Below are 17,246 nucleotides of genomic sequence, written 5' to 3'. Positions count from 1 at the left end.
CCGCGGAACTCGAACAGCCGATGGCCGACTTCTCCCACTTCGTCTCCGCTACTCAGCGTGATGGGATGGGATTCATCTCATCAAAGTACCATCGTTGAAATTTGGAATAGTTAAAAACTCAAATTCTTTTCTTTTTAGCCCACAAACGGTGGCGCTCATTGGTTTTCGGGCCCCTATCTGCCGCGCCGAGTAGCGCAGACAAAATAAGATCAAGCGAGCGGCTGTCCGAATCCCGCGGTGGCCTGCGTATTGTGCAGGCCGCTAGGATGAGTTTCGCGAGCGCTTATTTTGATGAGCAACGCAGGGAACAAGCAGAAGCTAGGGTGCACTTTCTTTTGGTTACTTTATCTTTGTGCAAGCAAAGAAAAGTAACTCGCCTAGAGGCGAAAAAGAACATCACAGACAACAAGAAACTATCCGCGTGGGCATACATGCCCACCTTACCACTTAGATTGCAGCCAAAAAACAAGTATTAAACTTGCCTGGATTCCGGCCTTCGCCGGAATGACGCAGAGATAACGAATGACCTACCCAAAACATCTAAATTTGCAACCAGCCAACCAACAAAAAACCCACGCACTGCGTGGGTTTTGACTTAATGGTGATGCACCTGCGTGCCTGGTTTCAACTTAAACTTCGTCCCGCAATATGGGCAAGACACCTGCCCCGTTTTCGCCACATCCAGAAACACTCTTGGATGTGATGCCCACAAGGCCACTTCTTTGGTGGGACAATGTAATGGCAAGTCTTTGCCGTCTACTTCAAACTCTTTGACATCAGACATTCAAACTCTCCCAGAAACAGGCTTGATCAAATTGACTCAACGTGATTGATTAAACCAATGTCAGCCAATGTGCGTATTTGGCATTTTTGCCTTTCACCACATCAAAATACAGGCTTTGCAGTTTCTCGGTGATCGGGCCACGGCTACCTTCACCAATCGCACGGTTATCCAGTTCGCGGATAGGCGTCACTTCAGCCGCTGTGCCAGTGAAGAAGGCCTCATCTGCGCTATACACTTCATCACGCGTAATGCGTTTTTCGATCACTTCCAGACCCAGCTCTTCTTTCGCCAGATGGATAATAGTGTCGCGTGTAATCCCTTCCAGCGCTGAAGTCAGGTCCGGGGTGTACAGTTTGCCGTTACGGATGATGAAAATATTTTCACCGGAACCTTCTGCCACGAAACCATCTACATCCAGCAGCAAGGCTTCCTGGTAGCCATCTTGTGCAGCTTCCTGATGCGCCAGGATGCTGTTCATATAGTTGCCGTTGGCCTTGGCTTTACACATGGTGATGTTCACATGGTGACGTGCAAAAGAAGACGTTTTCACGCGGATGCCTTTGGTGATGGCCTCTTCACCCATGTAAGCGCCCCAGCTCCATGCACCAACGATCACGTGGGTAGACAGGGTTTTGGCGGAGATGCCCATAGCTTCTGCACCGTAAAACGCCATCGGGCGCAGGTAGGCAGACTCAAGCTTGTTTTCACGCACTGCGGCTTTTTGTGCTTCAGATAGGGTCTCTTTATCAAACGGCATTTTCATGCCGAGGATGTGCGCACTGCGGAACAGGCGGTCGGTGTGCTCTTTGAGTCGGAAAATGGCGGTACCTTTGTCGGTTTTATAGGCACGCACCCCTTCAAACACACCCATGCCGTAGTGCAGGGTATGGGTTAATACATGGGTGGTGGCGTCACGCCAGTTGACCATTTTGCCGTCGTACCAGATAACGCCGTCACGGTCTGCCATCGAACTCGGTATTGCCATTTAAACTCGCCTTTAATCCGTCAGTCATCAAAAACCAGTATTGTAAACTAATCTGCGCCCTTTTCGCCTATGCTAGAATCCATTTCAGTGATGATTTACAAGGATTTTTTGCATGTCTGTGCGTTTTAAGTGGCTTTACCTGGCCTTGATACTGCTAACCACACTACTGGTCGCCTGCCAGCAGGGGAGTTCTGCCAGTTTCATTGGCACGGATTTAACCGGTACCCAGTTTGGCAAGCCGCTGTCGCTGACTGACCATACCGGAAAATTACGTAGCATGAATGACTTTAAAGGCAAGGTGGTGGTGCTGTTCTTTGGCTACACGCATTGTCCGGACGTCTGCCCGACCACCATGAGCGACCTCAAGCAAACCATGAAGCTGCTGGGCGACAAAGCCGATGACGTACAAGTGCTGTTTGTGACGGTAGATCCCGAACGCGATACCCAGGAAGTGCTGGCGCAATTCGTTCCAGGCTTTGACGCCCGTTTTATCGGCCTGCGCGGTACGGTAGAAGAAGTCGCCGCCAACCTCAGCGAATACAAAGTGTATGCGGCCAAGGTCAGCGAGCCTGGCAAATCCGGTTACACCATGGATCATAGTGCCGGCTTGTATGTCTTTGATAAAACAGGCGCGCCGCGTATTTATCTGGGCTATGGTGAAAAGCCAGAAAACATCGCACATGATTTACGGTTATTACTTTAACCCCTGAAACTTGAATCTCTGAAGCTTATTTGGAATCTTTCCCCACACCAGCATCAAGAACGATTGTCATTTAGATTTTTATTTAAAATATTATTTAAAATCAAATAGTTACGCCAATATTTTAATTGCATCATTTGTGTTTTCCTGTATGATGACTGCATCAAAAATGCAAACAGGAGCCGGACATGAAAGGCGATAAAAAAATCATAGATATCTTGAATGACCTGCTGGCGGGTGAATTATCTGCCACAGATCAATACCTGATCCACGGTGAAATGTATGCGGATATGGGATTGGGAAGCCTGGCAGAACACAGCCTGCATGAATCCCTGCACGAACGTGAACATGCCCGCGCGCTGATCCAGCGTATCCTGTTTCTCGAAGGCAAACCCAACCTGGCCAAGCGCGATGCGCTCAATATCGGCAAGGACGTGAAATCCATGCTGGAATCTGACCTGGCGCTTGAGTACGCCGTGGTCAAACACCTGAAAAAAGCCATGGAAGCCTGTGAACAAGCGCAGGATTACGTCACCCGTGAAATGTTGCTGGTCCAACTGGAAGATACGGAAATGGACCATGCCTACTGGCTTGAAAAACAGCTTAACCTGATCAAACTGGTGGGCATTGAAAACTACTGCCAGAGCCAGATGGGCAACAGCCCTTCTGCTGTATAAGGAGCATGACGCATGAAAGGCGATAAACAAATCATCACCACCTTGAACAAGGTGCTTAAAAACCAACTGACTTCTATTAACCAATATTTTTTGCATGCGCGCATGTTCAAAAAATGGGGCCTGGAACGTCTTAACGGCTACCAGTACAAACAGTCCATCCGTGTCATGAAAGAAGCCGATGAAGTGATTGAACGTATCCTGTTTCTCGATGGCCTGCCCAACCTGCAAAACCTGGGCAAGTTACTGATAGGTGAAGATGTGGTGGAGTGCTTGCAGGGTGACTTGAGCTTTGAAAAAGAAGTACAACGCCCGCAACTGGTGGAAGCAATTGCCGAGGCAGAAAAACTGCAGGATTTTGTCACCCGTGACTTGCTGACTGAGCTGCTGGAAGCCTGTGAAGAGGCCATAGACTGGCTGGAAACCCAGCAACGCCTGATTACAGATGTCAGCCTCCCTAACTACCTGCAATCACAGATTGAGTCTGATTAGCTGGATAGATTCAAGCGAATCATTGAACTAAGCCGCGAAAGCGGCTTTTTTTGTGGCTGCATGGAACCATATTGCCCTTGACAAACTTCATATAAATGATAATAATTATCATTAGTGATTTTAAGTAGAGGCAATATGTACGTTTGCGTGTGTAATGCAGTGACCGAGCGGCAAATTCATCAAGCAGTGAGAAATGGTGCCAAGACCGTGAAGCATTTGAAAGACGAGTTAGGCGTAGGGGCTGAGTGTGGCAAATGTGCCAGCTGTGCCAAGGCCTGCCTGAAAGAAGCGCACGCAGAGCAACATCCTGGCTTGGTAAAAAAACTGATACAGCTGACGCCCGTGCACTTAGGTGCGGCTTAATAAATAATACCTTAGTTACAAAAGGGGCGACTAGCCCCTTTTTTATTGCCTGAAACATGCTTCACCCACCATTCTCCTCTACAATCTGGCGCTGGCCCTAGTGAAGAAATTCAAGCATGTCAGACACCGATCCCCCCACGCTATCTTGGCGCACCTTACTGTTATTACTATTACCTCCACTATTGTGGGCAGGTAACTTTATTGCCGGACGCGCCATCAGTGCTGCGGTTCCGCCTGTCTCGTTGTCACTCATACGCTGGAGCATTGCTGCCTTGTGTTTGCTGCCATTTGCCCTCAAGCCTTTTTTACAAGACCGTCAACATTACCTGGTTTATCGCTGGCATATCCTCGGCACAGCGATTACCGGTGTCGCCGCGTTTAATTTACTGGTGTACTGGGGTTTACATACGACCACGGCGACTAACGGCATTATCCTTAATTCGTTTATTCCGTTCCTGGTGGCCATTTTTGGATACCTGTTTTACAGGCAAACCTTATCTGCCGCTCAACTCTCAGGCATGCTGGTTTCACTCGCCGGCGTATTGATCGTGGTTTCCCATGGTAATTTGCAAATACTGCTTACCCTGGCCTTTGCGCCAGGCGACCTGATTATTTTTCTCGCCATGATTTTCTGGGCGCTTTATACCTTATGGCTAAAAGCCATCCCGGCACACATCAACCGCACCGGGCTGATGCTATGCCAGGTGCTGATTGCACTTGTGTTTCTTGTTCCGTTATCGGTGTGGGAGAGTCAAACCGCGACCATTCATCTTGAGAATACACATACTTGGTGGATCTTGGCGTACATCGGCATTTTTCCTTCTGTCATTGCACTATTGGCCTATTCTAAGGCTGTCACGCTGGTAGGCTCAGTAAGGGCCAGTGTGTTTATTCATGCCATGCCCATTTTTGGTTCTATGCTATCCACCCTTCTTTTGCACGAAGTATTTCAGGGATATCAGCTGATAGGCATGTTGACCATATTTAGCGGGATCTGGCTCGCCAATAAAAAAATCACCTGAACTTAGAATCACTGGTACAAGTCAGCATAGAATATTTATAGCAATTGTTTAGTGCTAGCATAAAGGAGACAGTTAATGGCCCTGGCGTTGAACCCTGCATTGGATTTGAACCCTGAACTGGACCTGGTTCTTGAACGTGAAGTAGATGTCACACCCGAAGAAATCTGGCATGCCTGGACAACCCCGGAGCACTTGAAAAAGTGGTTTTGCCCCTTGCCATGGAAAACCGTCGAATGTGAAATAGACCTGAAACCAGGTGGGCTTTTCCGCACAGTCATGCAGTCGCCTGAAGGGCAGCAATTTCCCAATATTGGCTGCTATCTTGAGGTGATCCCAAACAAAAAACTGAGCTGGACGAATGCCCTTGAGCCGGGCTTCAGGCCAGCAAAAATCCCAGAATTATCGCTTGGCCACGAATGTGCGGAATTCTTGATGACTGCCACCCTGCTGCTGGAAGCGACCACACGCGGAACCAGATATACCGCCTATGTGTTGCATTCTGATGCCGCATCCAGGCAGCGGCACGAGGCTATGGGGTTTGAGCAAGGATGGGGGATGGTGCTGGATCAGTTGGTGGCCGAGATCAAAAAAGCACGTTACGAATGAGCGATCAAGCCATTCGGTGCAAAATCGGCGAAAGCGCCCGCAGCTCTTTTTCAGCCTGTACGTGATTGGGGAACAGGCTCTCCTGCACCGCATAAAACCTGGCCGAGTGGTTCATTTCCCTGAGATGCGCCATTTCATGGCAGACCACGTATTGAATGATATGGGGCGGGGCCTGTATCAGCCGCCAGTTCAGGCGGATTTGCTTGCGGCTATTACAGCTCCCCCAACGGGATTTGGCATTGGAGAGTGCGACAGAAGTAATTTTTTCACCCATCTGCGCAGCAACCAACTCTACTCTGCGTTTGAAATCCGGCAAGGCTTGCTGCGCATACCATTGCAAGACTTTGCGCGCGACAAATGCAGGCTGGTCAACCTGCGGCGACCTCAACAGCAACTGGTTACCTTGCAACACCACCGCTTTATTGGTGGCATGATGTTGTAGCGTCAGCACAATATCCTGGCCCATAAACAACAGCGGCTCGCCATCCTGCCATTGCATGGGGGCAACTTGGTTGGTTTCTCGCAAGGCGAGTTTCTGCTGTATCCAAGCAGCTTTTTGCAGCAGGACTTGTTGAAGCTGGATGGCAGAAATACGTTTGGGGGCATGCACTACCAGCCCATTGGCCGTAATTTTGAGTCCTATGGTTTTACGCAGACGTAAATCGAGCTGGTAAGGAATCGTTTGCCCGCCAGGCAATCTTAGTTGCTGCTCAATCACAGCTTCAACATCTCGGCTTCAATCCAGTCCTCAACCTGTTTGTTGACGACGTCGGGCTTGAGGCCTTTGGTATCAATCGGCTGACCTATCACCACCTGGATTACACCCGGATATTTGAGGATGGAGTTTTTGCGCCAAAAACGCCCGGCATTATGCGCGACCGGCACGACGGTGGTTTCGCTATGCGATGCCAGCCAGGCACCGCCGATATGATACTTTCCACGATGACCGGGGGCCGTGCGTGTGCCTTCCGGGAAAATCACCACGCTCAAGCCCTGCTTCAGGCGGTCTTTGCCATTGTTGACCAGTTTTTTCAATGCCTCACGGCCAGAGCTGCGATCAATCGGAATCGCATCCAGCGCCCAGAATGCCCAACCCAGGAAAGGAATCATCAGTAGTTCTTTTTTCATCACCCAAACTTGCGGCGGAAAAATACACTGCAAACCTATGGTCTCCCAGGCTGACTGATGCTTGGCAAGAATGATATGTGCACTGGCAGGAATACGCTCACGGCCGGTGACCTCATAGCGCAAATTGCACGTCACTTTGAGCCACCACAAGACGCTATACGCCCAGCCACTGACCCAACGTGAACGTGTAACCGCAGGGAGTGGAATCAGCAAAATCGCCAGCAGTGAAAATGGAATGGTCAACACAATCAACCCGGCATAGAACAGCAAGGCGCGCGCATACAACACCGCTTTTTGCATTATTTGTCACCTGCAATAATGTCTTGAACAGCCGCCGCAAGGTCAGCAACCACAATGGTATTCATGGGCACATCAGCCAAGTTATAGGTTTCTTCGCCTTTGCCTGTACGCACCAGATAAGGTTGGCAACCTGCTTTATCAAACGCCTGCAAATCACGTAAGGCATCACCCACGCCGGGCACTTTGGTCAGCTCGATATTAAAACGGCGGCCAATTTCTTCAATCATGCCAGTGTTAGGTTTACGGCAGTGACAATGGTCATCGGCTGCATGGGGGCAATAAAAGACCGCATCGATACGGCCACCGACTTGCGCCAGGGCTTTGTGCATTTTGTCGTGAATCGCATTGAGCGTCGCCATATCAAAATAGCCGCGCGCGATTCCCGACTGGTTGGTGGCCACTGCCACGCGGTAGCCATGCTGGTTTAATTGCGCAATCGCTTCCAGGCTACCTGGGATCGGAATCCACTCGTTTGGGTTTTTGATAAAGGTCGCGCTGTCGCGGTTAATCACGCCGTCACGGTCGAGGATGACTAATTTCATGCATAAACTCCTGACGGCAGTAGATTAACTCGCCAGCTTGGACAAATCTGCCACGCGATTCATGGCCTGGTGCAAGGTGGCTAACAGACCAAGGCGGTTCGCTTTCAATGCAGGATCGTCGGCATTGACCATCACCTCGTCAAAGAAGGTATCGACGGGTGCCTTGAGTACAGCGAGCGCTTGCAATGAGGCAGTGTAATCGCCAGTTTCAAACAGCTGGTCCGCCTTAGGTTTGGTGGTTGCCAGCGCCTGATACAAGTCTTTTTCAGCCGTTTCTTGCAACAATTCCGCTTTCACCTCTGCTTTCACTTCGCCTTCCACCTTTTTCAAAATGTTAGACACGCGCTTGTTAGCAGCCGCCAGCGCAGGCGCTTCTGCCAAGTTGGCAAAGGCTTGCACCGCACTTAAGCGACGAGGCACTTCGGCTAATTGGTTCGGTGATAATGATAACACTGCATCGACCTCTTGCGCGCTTGCGCCCTGGTCACGTAGATTCACAGCCAGGCGGTCAAAGCAGAAGGCCTTGATCGCTTCAGCCACGTCTTGACTGCCATTAAATACGCTCAGTGTTTGTGCAATTAATTGGTCGAACGCTAACGGCAAATCGGTTTCCATCAACATACGCAAAATGCCCAATGCCTGGCGACGCAGGGCAAACGGATCTTTGTCGCCAGTTGGTTTTTCACCAATACTAAACAGGCCGACCAGAGTTTCTAATTTATCGGCCAAGGCGACCACCACACCGACCTGGCTACGCGGCAGTTCATCCCCGGCAAAACGTGGTCGGTAATGGTCTTCAATGGCATAAGCCACGTCATCGGCCAGGCCTTCATGCTGGGCATAATAGCGGCCCATAATGCCTTGCAACTCTGGGAATTCACCGACCATGTCAGTCAGTAAATCGACTTTGGACAACCGTGCCGCTTGCGCCACTTTGACCACAAATCCATCGCCGCCAATGTGCTGGGCAATCGCGGAGGCAATCGCCACCACACGCTCATTACGCTCACCTTGTGAGCCCAGCTTGTTGTGGTAAACCACTTTACCTAAGCCAGCCAGACGGCTTTCCAGCGTTTTCTTGCGGTCCTGGTCAAAGAAGAACTTGGCATCCGCCAGGCGCGGACGCACCACGCGCTCATTACCGCCAATCACCTTGCTGGCATCTACCGGGTTGATGTTGGAAACGATCAGAAATTTGTTGGTCAACTTGCCGCTGGCATCCAGCAATGGGAAGTATTTCTGGTTGGCCTTCATGGTCAGAATCAGGCACTCTTGTGGCACCGCCAAAAACTCTTCCTCAAACTGTCCCAGTAGCACATTAGGGCGTTCCACCAGCGCAGTCACTTCGTCCAACAATGCTTCATCTTCAATTGGCTTCAGGCCTTGCTTATCGGCAGCGGCTTGCAACTGTTTCGCAATCTCGGCACGACGCGTATCAAAGCCAGCAATCACGGCACCTTCATCGGCCAATTGCTGGGCATAGGTGTCGGCAGAAGTGATAGTGACTATCGGATTCTTTGCTTCAAAACGGTGGCCTTGCGTGGTATTGCTTGCCGTCAACCCCAGGGCTGAAACCTGGACCACGTCGCTGCCATGCAACGCCACTAGACCATGGGCCGGACGCACGAAATTCACACTTTGCCAGCCATCATTGATCTGGTAAGTCATCACTTTAGGGATAGGCAACTTTGCCAGGGTTTCATCCAGCGCCTTTTGCAGGCCTTCCTGTAATGTGGCGCCTGCCTGAGTGGCATCGAGGAACAGGATATCGGCTTTGCCATCGTTTTCTTTGCGCAATTTCGTAACGGCAGATTCGTCTTCGCCCAAGGCTTGCAGTTTCTTCAGCAAGGCTGGTGTTGCATTACCATTGGCATCCAGCGCCACCGTCGCCGGCATGAGTTTTTGTGCGACCTGCTTATCTGCGGCTTTATCACCCACGGCAGTGATATACGCAGCCAAACGGCGTGGAGAGGCAAAAGTCGTAGTGATACTGCTATCCGCCAGGAGACCAGAAGCTTTCAAGTTTTCAGCCAGTACCCCGCTAAATGCCTCACCCAGTTTTCTAAGCGCTTTCGGTGGCAATTCTTCTACAAATAATTCAACTAACAGGTTGCGGGTACTCATGCGGCGGCTTTCTTGTTTTGTTCTGCTTGTTCGCTCTCAAGTTTGGCGATGACTTCATCAGCCCAGGTTTTGGGCGCCATGGGGAAACCTAATCTGGCACGGCTATCCAGATAGCTGGCGGCAACAGCACGCGCCAGGTTACGGATACGGCCAATGTAGGCCGCACGCTCGGTGACGGAAATCGCACCACGCGCATCCAGCAGGTTAAAGGTATGGGCGGCTTTGAGCACTTGCTCGTAGGCGGGCAAGGCGAGTTTCACTTCCATCAGGTGCTTGGCCTGTTTTTCGTGTGCATTAAAGGCTGTGAACAGGAAATCGGCGTCAGAATGCTCAAAGTTATACGTCGATTGCTCAACCTCATTCTGGTGGAACACGTCGCCATATTTTACGCCTGGTGAGTATTCAAGGTCATAGACGTTTTCTACGCCTTGCAGGTACATGGCCAGACGTTCCAGGCCATAAGTGATCTCGCCCGTAATCGGCTTGCAGTTGATGCCACCCACTTGCTGGAAGTAGGTAAACTGCGTCACTTCCATGCCGTTGAGCCAGACTTCCCAGCCTAGGCCCCAGGCGCCCAGGGTGGGGTTTTCCCAGTCATCTTCCACAAAGCGGATATCGTTTTCCTTGAGATTAAAGCCCAATGCTTCGAGTGAACCTAAGTACAGTTCCAGAATATTGGCTGGCGCTGGCTTCAGTACCACTTGATACTGGTAATAATGTTGCAAGCGATTAGGGTTTTCACCATAACGGCCATCTTTGGGGCGGCGGCTAGGTTGCACATAGGCGGCTTTCCATGGCTCAGGCCCCAGTGCGCGCAAAAAAGTAGCAGTGTGGCTAGTACCGGCACCGACCTCCATGTCGTAAGGTTGCAGCAGGGTGCAACCTTGTTTATCCCAGTATTCTTGTAGTTTTAAAATGATTTGTTGAAAGGTCAGCACCATGATGCCTGATCCGCTTGATTGTAAAACGATTATTTTACCTGATTCAGACGTGGTTAAGAAATTGCATTGCTGACCCGTTATAAAGAAATACATGACTTTTTACGGCTTATTGCGATTGTGGCACCAGGCAAAATTTGATAAATTGAAAGCATGAAATCTTATCGCACATGGGTGTTGTTACTGACGCTTTGGTTTGCACTATTGCAAACCGTGGCGCCGCTACTTCACGCCCATATGGCAGGAGACACCGCAGCCGATGATGGCCCGCATATGCACATGGTTGATATTCCAGCTTTGTATACCGAAGCCGCTGAGGCCAAGCATCCGTTCCACTGGCATGTACACTCCAACAAATCACATGGCCAGATCATCGGTCTAGGCCAGGCGATCAGCGAAAGCAATACCTTGTTATCTCTGATTGATGCCTATGCCAGTATTTGGCTTACTGCTTTAGTCCCTACGCTTTTTCTCTTGTCACTATGCCTGTTGTTACCACGCCGCCAATTTGAAAGGCTGCAACACGATAGTGCACACTACCGCTCCCCCCTCACACGCCATAGCCCGCGCGGCCCACCACACGCCTGAACATTGACACGTTGCACCGGCTGGCATTAGCCAACCGACTGCCTGTTTTGTTCAGGAGACTCTATGTTTTATATATGCATGGGAGCATTGCGCTCCTTGTTCATCGCATGGTGCGCATGGCTCATGCTTGGCCATGCCTCCGCTGTATTGGCCGACAGTATAGGCCAGGGCAGTGACCATGTAGATACGGTTTCAACCAGCTCGCGTTTAAGCCTGAATGAGGTCTTGCTGCAGGTGGTGGCCATCCATCCACAGCAATCGCTACTCGCCGCCCACCAGCAAATGGTGCAGGCGCGCAGAACCGTGGCCAATAGCTGGCTGCCACAAGCGCCCTCGGTGGGTTTCTCACACCAGAATGACGCCCTGCTGAGCAATCGCAATGAGCGCGAATGGCAAGCCCAGATGCAAATCCCGATCTGGCTACCGGGACAACGCCAGGCGCGTAGCCAGGTGGCCAGCCTGGCGGATGACAGCCTGTCGCAAGACCGGGCCGGGTTGCAGCAACTGGCGGCAGATTTGTTACGCAATGCTGTATGGGAGATTGCCATGCGGCGTAATGATGTTAGCCTGATGGAAAACCGCCACAACACCCTGCGCAGCATAGGCGAGGATGTGCAAAAGCGCTTCAAGGCTGGCGAAGTCGCCAGGCTGGATATCATGCAATCGCAGCAGGAAACCTTGCAGGCGGAACGGCAGCTTGTACTGGCGAATGCAGAGTTAATGCATGCGCAATTTCGCTACCAGCAGTTGACCGGACTGAATGAAATGCCGGCACGGCTGGAAGAATCCCTCTCCACACGTAAAAGCTATGAAGACTCGCCCTACTGGCAAGCAGCACAAGCCAGAGTCAAGCTGGCAGAAGGCCAACGCGACCTGACGGCCATTGAGCAACGTCAAAACCCGCAACTCACCTTAAGCACACGCACCATCCAGGGTGGGTTTGATTATGCCTATAACTCCAGCATGGGGGTTGCCATCACTATCCCGCTGCAAAGTGAAGTGCAGCGTGCGCCGTTGCTTGCAAATGCCGAGCAAAATATCGGTGATGCCCGCACACAGCTGGAAACCCTGCGGCGCCAGCTGGAAAACAACCTGCACGAAGCCGAACACAACCTGCATGTCAGCCACCAGGAACTCACGCTGATCCAGCAACAGCAAACCATCGCCAGTGAAAACGCCTCACTCGCCCGCAAAGCTTACCGCTTGGGCGAGCTCGACCTCAACCAGTTATTACGCCTGCAATTACTCGCCTTTGAAGCTGAACGCAGCTTGAGCAGCCAACAGTTACAAGTGCAATGGAATATTGCCAAATACAACCAGGCCGTAGGAGTCCTACCATGAAAAGAATGTTTTTTTTAATCACCTCGGTCTGCCTGTCATTTAACGCATGGTCGGCCACCGTGATGCCGCTGTCAGCGGCACAACTCAAACAGATGCAGGTGCAATGGGGGCATTTGCAAGCACAAAGCAGTGGCCTTTCTGCGAGTTACCCAGCAGAGGTAGTGTTGCCACCGACACAAACGCGTGTGGTCACCGCACCACAGGGCGGGCTGATTACTAGACTTAGTGTCAGCGTCGGTGACCGCGTCAAACAGGGCCAGGTCATCGGCCAGTTAAGCAGCCCGGATCTGGTGGCCCTGCAAAGCAACTACCTGCAAAGCGAGACCCAGGCCAGGTTGCATGAGCAAGCACTCAAACGTGATCAGGAGCTATTCAAGGACGGCATTATTTCCCAACGCCGCATGCAGGAAACACAAAGTGCTTACGAAACCAGCCAGGCACTGATGCATGAACGCCAGCAAACCCTGAAACTGGCTGGCATGAGTGATGCACACATCCGGCAACTGGCGCAAAAGCGCAGCATGCAAAACGGCATTGCGATTATCGCGCCTATCAGCGGGCAGATCATGGAGCAGCAACAGCAGGTAGGCGCACGGGTAGATATGGCGATGCCCATATACACCATCAGCAACCCCAGCCCCTTATGGCTGATGATGCAGGTGCCCATTAAACAGGCTCAACAGGTCAGCCCTGGTGACACGGTACGCTTACCCAAATTAGGCTTAACTGCCAGGGTGGACACCGTATTAAGGCAATTGAACAAAAACAACCAGACCACACAGGTGCGAGCTTCTATCACAAAGGGAGCCGAGCAATTGTCCGTCGGCCAGATTGTTGACGTCGCCCTGGTTGAAAATACCAAGCAAGGAAGCCAACCCAGTTTTGCCGTCCCCAGAAGTGCTGTGGCCAGGCAAGGTGAACAGGCCATGATATTTGTGCAGCATGCCCAAGGGGTGACCGTCACGCCGGTGAAGATACTGCTTGAGCAAGACCAGCAATTAACCATACAAGCAGGCTTGCAAGGCAATGAAACCATCGCCGTGCAAGGGGTGGCTGCCTTAAAAGGCCACTGGCTCGGCCTGGGCGGGGAGTAAACCATGTTGCATTGGCTGATAGAACAGGCACTTAAACAGAGGCTGCTGACCTGCGTATTGACGATTGGTTTGTTGTTTGCTGGATGGACCGCTTATCAAACCATCCCAATTGATGCGTTTCCGGATGTGTCTTCCACGCAGGTGAAAATCATCATCAAATCGCCTGGGATGACCCCCGAAGAGGTAGAGGCCAGGATCACGGCACCCATAGAGGTAGAAATGCTGGGCATCCCCAGGCAAACCGGTTTGCGGGCAGTCGCCAAATACGCACTCACGGATATCACCATCGATTTTGAAGATGGCACCGATATTTACTGGGCACGCCAGCAGGTGACAGAGCGCCTCAATAACGCCTGGGCCAACTTGCCAGCAGAAGTCTCAGGCGGTATCGCACCCATGACCACACCCTTGGGTGAAATGTTTATGTTCACCATAGAGTCAGACACGCTGAGCTTGCAAGAGAAACGCACCCTGCTCGACTGGGTGATACGCCCCCGCCTGCGTACCGTGCCTGGCGTGGCGGATGTGAATGCCCTGGGCGGACTGGTACGCAGCTTTGAAATCGTGCCCGATAATGCCAGGCTGCAAGCACGCGGTATCGCGTTAAATGATCTGCAAACCGCTATCAGCGAGAATAATCACAATGACGGTGCAGGCCGACTGAAGGATGGTGAGGAGTCACTTCTGGTGCGTTCTGAAGGCGCTTTCAAAACCCTGGACGATGTACGCAACACCGTCATCAAGGGCCAGCAAGGCAGCCCGGTGCGCATTGCCGATGTAGCAGAAGTCCGTATTGGCGAACTGACGCGTTATGGCGCTGTCAGCCGCAATGGCCAAGGCGAGGCCGTGGAGGGCCTGGTTCTAGGCTTGCGTGGCGCCAATGCGCGGCAAGTGGTGGAAGGCGTGCGCGCCAAGCTGGCCGAAATCAAGCCCAGCTTGCCCAGCGACGTCAAGATTGAAGTATTTTATGACCGGGGCAATCTGGTTGACCGCGCGGTGCATACCGTGAACAAGGCATTGATGGAAGCGGTCGTACTGGTATTGATCCTGCTGGTCCTGTTTTTGGGCAACCTCCGCGCCGCCCTCACGGTGGCGTGCGCCTTGCCGCTGGCCATGCTGGCGACTTTCTGGCTGATGCAGCGCTATGGTATGTCTGCCAACCTGATGTCATTGGGTGGCCTGGCAATTGCGATTGGCATGCTGGTCGACTCTGCGGTAGTCGTGGTAGAAAATATTGTAGACCATCTTGCTCACGCGCCAGAAAATCAGGGCAAACTGGGGATTATTCTGGCAGCAATGCGAGAGGTGACTGTACCGGTGAGTGCCGGTATTGTGATTATCATCACCGTGTTTCTGCCCCTGCTTACCTTGCAGGGCCTGGAAGGCAAACTGTTTGCCCCCGTGGCCCTCAGCATTATGTTTGCACTGGGTTCCTCCCTGCTGCTTTCATTGACTGTCATTCCGGTACTGGCTTCTTTCCTGATCAAACAGCACGCCAGTGAAGACCCGTGGTTGATCCGTCATCTGAACCGCTGGTATGCCAGTTCACTAGCCAGTGCCATGCAGCATAAGCGTACAGTGATCCTGGCAGCAGCCATATTATTGATACTGACAGCCGTCATCTACCCACTCATCGGCAAGACCTTCATGCCGACCATGGATGAAGGTGACGTGATTATCGGCACAGAAAAATTGCCCTCCATTTCGTTATCACAAAGCGTCGCCACCGACACTCACCTGCAACAAACCCTGCTGCAGCAAGTGCCCGAAGTACAGGGCGTCTATTCCCGTGCGGGTGCCGACGAGCTGGGACTGGATCCCATGGGTATCAATCAGGCAGACAATTTCCTGCTGCTTAAACCGCGTGAGCAATGGCAAGTACCCGACAAAGCGGCCCTGATCGAAAAACTGCGCAAGGTCATGCACAGCATCCCCGGGTTGGACTACAACTTTACCCAGCCGATTGAAATGCGCGTTAACGAAATGATTCTCGGCGTGCGTGGCGACTTGGCCCTGAAGATTTTTGGTACTGACACCAAGGTGCTTAATAAGAAGGCGCAGGAAATCATCAAAGTACTGGAGTCAGTCCCCGGCAACCAGGATGTGTACACCCCCCAGAACAGCGGCGTGCAATACCTGCAAATCAAAATCGACCGTGTGGCCACGGGGCGGCTGGGGCTCAGTATCGCAGAGATCAACAGCTTTCTGCAAAGCCAGCTCGAAGGCAAACTGTTGGGCGTTGTACTTGAAGGCAACCGGCGCACGCCTATCCTGCTACGCGGCAGCCAGTTAGTACGAGAATCCTCCTCAGATTTCAGCCAGCTCATGCTCACCCTGCCCCAAGGCGGCACCGTGCCACTTTCCAGTGTTGCGACCATAGTGCGTGAAGAAGGCCCGGTCAAAATAGACCGTGAACGCGGTAACCGCATGGTCGTCGTCACCGCCAATGTCAAAGACCGCGACCTGGTGAGTTTTGTCGAGGAAGCCAAGCAGAAAGTCACCCAACAGGTGAAATTGCCTGAAGGCTACTGGCTGGTATGGGGCGGTCAGTTTGAGAACCAGCAACGCGCCGCTGCCCGCCTCAGCATTGTCATTCCGGTGGCCATCGTGCTGATCGCCCTGTTACTGTTTATGACGTTTGGTTCGTTGCCAAAAGCCCTACTGGTGTTGGCCAACATCCCGTTCGCCATGATAGGTGGCGTGTTTGCGTTATGGCTTTCGGGTGAATACCTTTCAGTCCCGGCATCAGTGGGGTTTATTGCACTGTTAGGGATAGCAGTACTCAATGGCGTGGTGATGGTCAGCCACTTCCAGCATTTGGCCGAGCAAGGCATGCCTCCCGAAAAAATAGCCTACGAAGGCGCCAGACGCCGCCTGCGCCCCGTACTGATGACAGCCAGCATTACGGCGTTTGGGTTGATTCCGCTACTCTTTGCAACCGGGCCTGGAGCAGAGATTCAAAGGCCACTGGCGATTGTGGTGATTGGCGGGTTGATCACAGCAACGTTTTTGACGCTGTTTGTGCTGCCGATTCTGTATCAACATTTTTTTGGTAGGGAATGAATAAATCAAATTAGAAAGTAATTTTCGGAATTTGATTTTTTGGAATTCTTATTTCGCCCTCAGCGAGTTACTTTCTGGTGCTTGTCCCCCAGAAAGTAACCAAAGAGGACGACACCCAGCCATCACGACCTTGCGGCTCCCTTGCGTTGTTGGCTACGGCCGCTGCGCTTAACATCGCTACGCGAATTAGCCTACGCCGTAACAGACTGCTTCGCAGTCTTAGTTGTCAGCAAAGTAAGCGGTCACGAAACTCGCCCTGACAAGCCACACAATTCGTGACTTGTTGCGGAGCTCAAACAATCGCTCCCTTGTTTCTTAACTTTGTCTGCGCTACTCAGCGTGATGAATGGGATTTATCTCGCCAAACTAGCGCAGTAGGAATTTGGGCGTTGAAAAAACTCAAACTCTTTTTTTAATCTACAAACGGTGGCGCTCATGGGTTTTCGGGCCCCCATCTGCCGCGCCGAGTAGCGCAGGCAGCGTGAGGGTTTTCGGCCAGCGG

Annotated in this window: 17 protein-coding genes; 10 read left to right on the top strand and 7 right to left on the bottom strand. The window is 51.9% G+C overall.

Features of this window, described 5'->3' with window-relative positions; genetic code table 11:
- Nucleotides 1–595 precede the first annotated feature (595 nt).
- Both F463_RS0113720 and F463_RS0113715 read right to left on the bottom strand, forming a co-directional pair.
- Nucleotides 596–784 carry a zinc-finger domain-containing protein gene (locus F463_RS0113720; RefSeq protein ID WP_018987681.1) on the bottom strand — a complete coding sequence of 63 codons (189 nt, stop codon included), beginning with the start codon at nucleotides 782–784 and terminating at the stop codon, nucleotides 596–598.
- 49 nt (nucleotides 785–833) lie between these two features.
- The gene (locus F463_RS0113715; RefSeq protein WP_018987680.1) at nucleotides 834–1,751 is read right to left on the bottom strand and encodes a branched-chain amino acid transaminase; all 918 of its coding nucleotides are present in this window, start codon (nucleotides 1,749–1,751) and stop codon (nucleotides 834–836) included.
- 130 nt (nucleotides 1,752–1,881) lie between these two features.
- Here F463_RS0113715 and F463_RS0113710 point away from each other — a divergent pair, with 130 nt between their 5' ends.
- The 6 genes from F463_RS0113710 (at nucleotide 1,882) to F463_RS0113685 (ending at nucleotide 5,626) form a co-directional block, all read left to right on the top strand.
- Nucleotides 1,882–2,472 (top strand): SCO family protein, encoded by a 591-nt coding sequence (locus tag F463_RS0113710; protein ID WP_018987679.1) that lies wholly within the window; start codon nucleotides 1,882–1,884, stop codon nucleotides 2,470–2,472.
- A 185-nt stretch (nucleotides 2,473–2,657) separates the two neighbouring features.
- A complete protein-coding gene (bfr, locus tag F463_RS0113705; RefSeq protein WP_018987678.1) occupies nucleotides 2,658–3,146 on the top strand; it encodes a bacterioferritin in 489 nt (162 codons plus the stop codon).
- Between the two features lie 12 nt (nucleotides 3,147–3,158).
- Complete coding sequence (gene bfr / locus F463_RS0113700) at nucleotides 3,159–3,635, top strand: bacterioferritin (protein WP_018987677.1); 477 nt, start codon at nucleotides 3,159–3,161, stop codon at nucleotides 3,633–3,635.
- Nucleotides 3,636–3,770: 135 nt separating this feature from the next.
- Nucleotides 3,771–3,998: a (2Fe-2S)-binding protein gene (locus F463_RS0113695; RefSeq protein WP_026295611.1), complete on the top strand. Its 228-nt coding sequence runs from the start codon at nucleotides 3,771–3,773 to the stop codon at nucleotides 3,996–3,998.
- A 116-nt stretch (nucleotides 3,999–4,114) separates the two neighbouring features.
- Nucleotides 4,115–5,020 (top strand): DMT family transporter, encoded by a 906-nt coding sequence (locus F463_RS0113690; RefSeq protein ID WP_018987675.1) that lies wholly within the window; start codon nucleotides 4,115–4,117, stop codon nucleotides 5,018–5,020.
- A gap of 75 nt (nucleotides 5,021–5,095) precedes the next feature.
- Entirely contained in the window at nucleotides 5,096–5,626 is a 531-nt protein-coding gene (locus F463_RS0113685; RefSeq protein ID WP_018987674.1) for an SRPBCC family protein, read from the top strand.
- A gap of 4 nt (nucleotides 5,627–5,630) precedes the next feature.
- Here F463_RS0113685 and F463_RS0113680 read toward each other — a convergent pair whose 3' ends face one another.
- Genes F463_RS0113680 through glyQ form a run of 5 tightly spaced genes read right to left on the bottom strand, consistent with a single transcriptional unit; the run spans nucleotide 5,631 to nucleotide 10,658 of the window.
- Entirely contained in the window at nucleotides 5,631–6,344 is a 714-nt protein-coding gene (locus F463_RS0113680; protein ID WP_018987673.1) for a M48 family metallopeptidase, read from the bottom strand.
- Nucleotides 6,341–7,054, bottom strand: a complete 714-nt coding sequence (locus tag F463_RS0113675) for a lysophospholipid acyltransferase family protein (protein WP_018987672.1) — start codon at nucleotides 7,052–7,054, stop codon at nucleotides 6,341–6,343. The genes F463_RS0113680 and F463_RS0113675 overlap by 4 nt, the downstream gene beginning before the upstream one ends.
- Nucleotides 7,054–7,596: a D-glycero-beta-D-manno-heptose 1,7-bisphosphate 7-phosphatase gene (gene gmhB / locus F463_RS0113670; protein WP_018987671.1), complete on the bottom strand. Its 543-nt coding sequence runs from the start codon at nucleotides 7,594–7,596 to the stop codon at nucleotides 7,054–7,056. The genes F463_RS0113675 and gmhB overlap by 1 nt, the downstream gene beginning before the upstream one ends.
- A gap of 24 nt (nucleotides 7,597–7,620) precedes the next feature.
- The gene (gene glyS, locus F463_RS0113665; RefSeq protein WP_018987670.1) at nucleotides 7,621–9,720 is read right to left on the bottom strand and encodes a glycine--tRNA ligase subunit beta; all 2,100 of its coding nucleotides are present in this window, start codon (nucleotides 9,718–9,720) and stop codon (nucleotides 7,621–7,623) included.
- A complete protein-coding gene (glyQ, locus tag F463_RS0113660; protein WP_026295609.1) occupies nucleotides 9,717–10,658 on the bottom strand; it encodes a glycine--tRNA ligase subunit alpha in 942 nt (313 codons plus the stop codon). Before glyQ ends, glyS begins: the two co-directional genes overlap by 4 nt.
- 153 nt (nucleotides 10,659–10,811) lie before the next feature.
- On the opposite strand from glyQ, the gene F463_RS0113655 reads away from it, so the two are divergent.
- The 4 genes from F463_RS0113655 (at nucleotide 10,812) to F463_RS0113640 (ending at nucleotide 16,744) form a co-directional block, all read left to right on the top strand.
- Nucleotides 10,812–11,246, top strand: coding sequence for a hypothetical protein (locus F463_RS0113655; RefSeq protein ID WP_018987668.1), 435 nt, complete (start codon nucleotides 10,812–10,814; stop codon nucleotides 11,244–11,246).
- Between the two features lie 63 nt (nucleotides 11,247–11,309).
- A complete protein-coding gene (locus F463_RS0113650) occupies nucleotides 11,310–12,587 on the top strand; it encodes a TolC family protein (protein WP_018987667.1) in 1,278 nt (425 codons plus the stop codon).
- A complete protein-coding gene (locus F463_RS0113645; protein WP_018987666.1) occupies nucleotides 12,584–13,681 on the top strand; it encodes an efflux RND transporter periplasmic adaptor subunit in 1,098 nt (365 codons plus the stop codon). The genes F463_RS0113650 and F463_RS0113645 overlap by 4 nt, the downstream gene beginning before the upstream one ends.
- A gap of 3 nt (nucleotides 13,682–13,684) precedes the next feature.
- On the top strand, nucleotides 13,685–16,744 hold the full coding sequence (locus F463_RS0113640) for an efflux RND transporter permease subunit (protein ID WP_018987665.1): 3,060 nt from the start codon (nucleotides 13,685–13,687) through the stop codon (nucleotides 16,742–16,744).
- Nucleotides 16,745–17,246 lie beyond the last annotated feature (502 nt).

The organism is Methylophilus methylotrophus DSM 46235 = ATCC 53528 (assembly GCF_000378225.1).
Classification (GTDB): Bacteria; Pseudomonadota; Gammaproteobacteria; order Burkholderiales; family Methylophilaceae; genus Methylophilus; species Methylophilus methylotrophus.
This window is presented reverse-complemented; position numbering and strand designations above follow the sequence as displayed.

Bases quoted from the DNA above. Each gene is read 5' to 3' on its own strand.
- F463_RS0113720 (WP_018987681.1), bottom strand. From the start codon at position 784: ATGTCTGATGTCAAAGAGTTTGAAGTAGACGGCAAAGACTTGCCATTA.
- F463_RS0113715 (WP_018987680.1), bottom strand. From the start codon at position 1,751: ATGGCAGACCGTGACGGCGTTATCTGGTACGACGGCAAAATGGTCAAC.
- F463_RS0113710 (WP_018987679.1), top strand. From the start codon at position 1,882: ATGTCTGTGCGTTTTAAGTGGCTTTACCTGGCCTTGATACTGCTAACC.
- bfr (WP_018987678.1), top strand. From the start codon at position 2,658: ATGAAAGGCGATAAAAAAATCATAGATATCTTGAATGACCTGCTGGCG.
- bfr (WP_018987677.1), top strand. From the start codon at position 3,159: ATGAAAGGCGATAAACAAATCATCACCACCTTGAACAAGGTGCTTAAA.
- F463_RS0113695 (WP_026295611.1), top strand. From the start codon at position 3,771: ATGTACGTTTGCGTGTGTAATGCAGTGACCGAGCGGCAAATTCATCAA.
- F463_RS0113690 (WP_018987675.1), top strand. From the start codon at position 4,115: ATGTCAGACACCGATCCCCCCACGCTATCTTGGCGCACCTTACTGTTA.
- F463_RS0113685 (WP_018987674.1), top strand. From the start codon at position 5,096: ATGGCCCTGGCGTTGAACCCTGCATTGGATTTGAACCCTGAACTGGAC.
- F463_RS0113675 (WP_018987672.1), bottom strand. From the start codon at position 7,054: ATGCAAAAAGCGGTGTTGTATGCGCGCGCCTTGCTGTTCTATGCCGGG.
- gmhB (WP_018987671.1), bottom strand. From the start codon at position 7,596: ATGAAATTAGTCATCCTCGACCGTGACGGCGTGATTAACCGCGACAGC.
- glyS (WP_018987670.1), bottom strand. From the start codon at position 9,720: ATGAGTACCCGCAACCTGTTAGTTGAATTATTTGTAGAAGAATTGCCA.
- F463_RS0113655 (WP_018987668.1), top strand. From the start codon at position 10,812: ATGAAATCTTATCGCACATGGGTGTTGTTACTGACGCTTTGGTTTGCA.
- F463_RS0113650 (WP_018987667.1), top strand. From the start codon at position 11,310: ATGTTTTATATATGCATGGGAGCATTGCGCTCCTTGTTCATCGCATGG.
- F463_RS0113645 (WP_018987666.1), top strand. From the start codon at position 12,584: ATGAAAAGAATGTTTTTTTTAATCACCTCGGTCTGCCTGTCATTTAAC.
- F463_RS0113640 (WP_018987665.1), top strand. From the start codon at position 13,685: ATGTTGCATTGGCTGATAGAACAGGCACTTAAACAGAGGCTGCTGACC.